The sequence below is a fragment of the Streptomyces sp. NPDC054932 genome, from assembly GCF_053610205.1.
Genome location: NZ_JBSGXU010000343.1, coordinates 1 through 3,980, shown reverse-complemented (window position 1 = coordinate 3,980; position 3,980 = coordinate 1). Strand labels below are relative to the sequence as shown.

6 protein-coding genes and 1 tRNA gene are annotated in these 3,980 nt (G+C 66.6%); 4 read left to right on the top strand and 3 right to left on the bottom strand.

Features of this window, described 5'->3' with window-relative positions:
- Window positions 1-5: 5 nt before the first annotated feature.
- On the bottom strand, window positions 6-503 hold the full coding sequence (locus tag ACWGE1_RS40395) for a phosphoribosyltransferase (RefSeq protein ID WP_030009869.1): 498 nt from the start codon (window positions 501-503) through the stop codon (window positions 6-8).
- Window positions 500-1,087, bottom strand: a complete 588-nt coding sequence (dcd, locus tag ACWGE1_RS40390; RefSeq protein WP_030009868.1) for a dCTP deaminase — start codon at window positions 1,085-1,087, stop codon at window positions 500-502. The genes ACWGE1_RS40395 and dcd overlap by 4 nt, the downstream gene beginning before the upstream one ends.
- Window positions 1,088-1,546: 459 nt before the next feature.
- Between dcd and ACWGE1_RS40385 the strand changes: the two genes are divergently transcribed.
- Window positions 1,547-1,617 (top strand) — tRNA-Gly (locus tag ACWGE1_RS40385).
- A gap of 271 nt (window positions 1,618-1,888) precedes the next feature.
- On the opposite strand, the gene ACWGE1_RS40380 is transcribed toward ACWGE1_RS40385, so the two are convergent.
- A complete protein-coding gene (locus ACWGE1_RS40380) occupies window positions 1,889-2,059 on the bottom strand; it encodes a hypothetical protein (protein ID WP_453425456.1) in 171 nt (56 codons plus the stop codon).
- Window positions 2,060-2,213: 154 nt separating this feature from the next.
- On the opposite strand from ACWGE1_RS40380, the gene ACWGE1_RS40375 reads away from it, so the two are divergent.
- The 3 genes from ACWGE1_RS40375 to ACWGE1_RS40365 all read left to right on the top strand — a co-directional run.
- Complete coding sequence (locus ACWGE1_RS40375; RefSeq protein ID WP_453425455.1) at window positions 2,214-2,528, top strand: hypothetical protein; 315 nt, start codon at window positions 2,214-2,216, stop codon at window positions 2,526-2,528.
- 493 nt (window positions 2,529-3,021) lie between these two features.
- Window positions 3,022-3,225, top strand: a complete 204-nt coding sequence (locus ACWGE1_RS40370; protein WP_030647895.1) for a cold-shock protein — start codon at window positions 3,022-3,024, stop codon at window positions 3,223-3,225.
- A gap of 312 nt (window positions 3,226-3,537) precedes the next feature.
- A partial coding sequence (locus tag ACWGE1_RS40365; protein ID WP_453425454.1) for a DEAD/DEAH box helicase occupies window positions 3,538-3,980 on the top strand: 443 nt, incomplete at its 3' end.

Here is a 3,980-nt window from a genome sequence, read left to right as displayed (position 1 = left end):
GGCGGTCAGGCGTCGAGGACCTGGCCCTCACGCTTCACGACGGGCGGTTCGACGGACCAGGGGAAGTTGATCCACTCGTCGGTCTTCTTCCACACGTACTCGCACTTCACGAGCGAGTGGGACTTCTCGTAGACGACGGCGGAGCGCACCTCGGCGACGTGACCCAGGCAGAAGTCGTGCACGAGCTTCAGGGTCTTGCCGGTGTCGGCCACGTCATCGGCGATGAGGACCTTCTTGTCGGTGAAGTCGATCGCCTCGGGCACGGGCGCCAGCATCACCGGCATCTCCAGCGTGGTGCCGACGCCGGTGTAGAACTCGACGTTCACCAGGTGGATGTTCTTGCAGTCGAGGGCGTACGCCAGCCCGCCGGCCACGAACACGCCTCCGCGGGCGATGCTCAGGATGATGTCGGGCTCGTAGCCGTCGTCGGCGATCGTCTGCGCCAGCTCGCGCACGGCGCGCCCGAAGCCGTCGTAGGTCAGGTTCTCGCGTACGTCGCTCATGCCTCGTGCCTCACCTGGGTGCGGTGGAAGTTCTGGAAGGAGCGCGAGGCGGTCGGCCCGCGCTGCCCCTGGTACCTCGACCCGTAGCGCTCGCTGCCGTACGGGAACTCGGCGGGCGAGCTGAGCCGGAACATGCACAGCTGCCCGATCTTCATGCCCGGCCACAGCTTGATCGGCAGGGTGGCGAGGTTCGACAGCTCCAGGGTCACATGGCCCGAGAACCCGGGGTCGATGAACCCGGCGGTCGAGTGCGTCACCAGGCCGAGACGGCCCAGGCTGGACTTCCCCTCCAGCCGGGAGGCGATGTCGTCGGGCAGCGAGATGACCTCGTACGTCGAGGCGAGGACGAACTCGCCGGGGTGGAGGATGAACGCCTCGTCACCCTCCGGCTCGACCATCCGGGTCAGGTCCGCCTGCTCGATCGCCGGATCGATGTGGGCGTACCGGTGATTCTCGAACACCCGGAAGAACCGGTCGAGACGTACATCGATGCTGGAGGGCTGCACCATCGATTCCTCGAACGGGTCGATGCGAACCCGTCCGCTGTCGATCTCGGCCCGGATGTCTTTGTCAGAGAGAAGCACGTCCCGAGGATACGCAGAGCGCGCGGGCCACCCCCAATCGAGAGGACGAGCCGCGCGCCCGGCCCGGCGACTATCGCTTCGCGCCCCCCACGGGCACGGCGTGCCGCAACCGCGCACACCGCGGACACCGCAGCAGCCGTCCGGGCCCGATCCGGCCGGCACCGAGGTGCTGCAGCGGGAAGGAGGCGGTACTGAAAACGTGCCCTTCGGCACAACGGACGACGGTGTGCTCCATCGAGTCCCTTTCCCCAACGAGCCGTACTGCGACGAATCGCCACATTAGGGGATGATCGGTACTCGCTCCAGCCGCCGCTCCGCACCCACACGGTACGCCCCAACTCCCGCACCCACACGCGTCGGTGCACGCGACACACGACAACGACCCCGCGGCAAATTCACCGGGGGTCGATCATGAGGTAGAGTGGGCAAAACCAGGGATCCAGGCAACTGGCCCGCTGTGCGGATGTAGTTTAATGGTAGAACATGAGCTTCCCAAGCTTATAGCGCGGGTTCGATTCCCGTCATCCGCTCTTGAACGAAGGCCCAGGTCAGCGACCTGGGTCTTCTTCGTTGTCTAGACCTCTCACCCCTCGCCGTGCCCTCCGCGTGCCCCAACTCGCAGGAACTCCCTGGCCGGAGGGCTGTTCACGCACCACTTGCACCACACGAGCCCCCGCCGGTCTCGCGTCGCGAGACACGTCCTCGATGACCTGCGTCACACCGCTGCCTCGGTCGCGTGAATTCGCTTTCCAAAAGGGGCGGTTGGTCGGAGGGCTTGGCTCAGAACCTCGACGGGTCTGCCTAGTCCTCTTTCCCCGCCAACACGCGATCGGCGGCATAGTGCGGGCAGGAAGGGAGATGCCACGTCACCGTCACCCGGCACCGGTCGGCGGTGACGGTACGGGCCTGCTCAGCGGCCGGGCAGGCCGCGCAGTGCGGGCACACGACGGTTTCGAACTTCAGCTCAGCCATCACCTACGCCACCTTCCCCGCCAACGGTGCTCGCGACGAGAGTGCCACGCCTCTCAGCGGGACAGGCTCCACACGCCGGTCCCCACTGATGCAAGTCTCGAAGAAGGCTGCGCACCGGGACTCGGGGGCGGCCTGGTCCAGCCGTGCCAGTGAGATGGCCACTGAGATCACCGTTGAGCTGACCATCTCGTCAGGAGGTTCACGGGTGCCGGTGGATGAAGGCAGTGACCCTGAGCAGGACACTCCGGCAGAACGGCCGGGCACGGCCGGTCCTGCCGTTCACGTGTGGGCCACGGCCGGCCCACCATGCCTTCCCGCTGAGGCGGCCGCCACCGTCGAGGCCATCGTGCGGGCTGTGCACCATGGCGATGACGCTCGTATCCGGATCCTGTTGGCAGCCTTGGTCGAAATCGCCGACACCAAGGTTCTCCTCCACCTGCGGGAGCGGCTTCGCGAACGACCGCAGTGACGGTCAGGCGCTGCGGAACAGACGTGTAGCGAGCGCGGGGCTGGCCGCGCCGCCTTGCCGTGGACGCCCCCCCGAGACCGCCCTGGAGCCCTGCGAGCTGCTGATCCCTTCGGGAGGGCGCTGCGGACCCACCCCGCAGGCTCACGTCCCCTGGACTGCACGTCGCAGCTGGCGGACGCCCTTGCTCGCGAAACGCTGCACTCGGGGGGAATCAATATCTATCCCCGCGGTCAGAGAGTTTAATGGACCCCGCAGGGAGAGTTTTTCCGCACTGCACACGATGGAGATATTTAGCGCACACGAACCGCTGCAACGTGCTACTGTCGATCTCGGTTGCAGTTTTGGTACCCAAAAACTTCAAGCGCTCCAGTCGACCTCCGCGTCACATTCGAGTGCTTCATATTTCCGGGTCATTTTCCGGCGGGGCATCATCGCGGCGACACGGTGTCCGTACAGTGCGGATGCTGGTGTACTGCCCCAAAGGAGATATGACATGGCATCTGGCACCGTGAAGTGGTTCAACGCGGCCAAGGGCTTCGGCTTCATCGAGCAGGACGGTGGCGGCGACGACGTCTTCGCCCACTTCTCGAACATCGCCGCCCAGGGCTTCCGCGAGCTGCTGGAAGGCCAGAAGGTCACCTTCGACATCGCGCAGGGCCAGAAGGGCCCGACGGCCGAGAACATCGTTCCCGCCTGACGCTGACGCGCATTTCGTAGCTGGGGCCCGCATCCCTCGGGGTGCGGGCCCCAGCTGCACGCATTTCCCGCAGTGGTGTCACCTGCGGGATGAAGTATTTCAAGGTTACAGCCTGCTTGGTGCTTCACCCCACTCGATTTCTCGGTTTCGCGTCCCCGTGACGCGGTCTCATCTCAGCGCCTGCGCCCATACAGAATCCTCGCGGGCCAGAGTCGCTTTCACATTCCATTCGGCAACGTTCTTGTGATTCCCAGCGCCGCGTTTCCGCTGCGGGAATTCCTTGATACGCGCCGCATCAAGGAAAGGTTCTGAATGAACCGCACACGTACGAACGACCGCTCCTCTCGCACCCGCAGCCGCACCGGCGGCCCCGCTTTCGGCGCTGCCGCCGGTTCGGAGCGGGGCAGCCGCTTCGGGTCGTCGGCCCCGAGCCGTTCCGGAGGTCCGCGCCGCTCGGGCGGCTACGGCCGCCGACCCGCAGCGGTACAGGGCGAGTTCGCTCCGCCGAAGACCATCACTCCCGCGCTGCCCGCCGTCGAGGCCTTCGCCGACCTCGACATGCCGGCGGAGCTGCTTGCTGCCCTCGGCACACAGGGCCTGAGCGTGCCGTTCCCGATCCAGGGAGCCACCCTGCCCAACACCCTTTCGGGCCGCGACGCCCTCGGCCGCGGCCGCACCGGCTCCGGCAAGACCCTGGCCTTCGGCCTCGCCCTGCTGGCCCGCACCGCCGGGCAGCGCGCCGAGCCCCGCCAGCC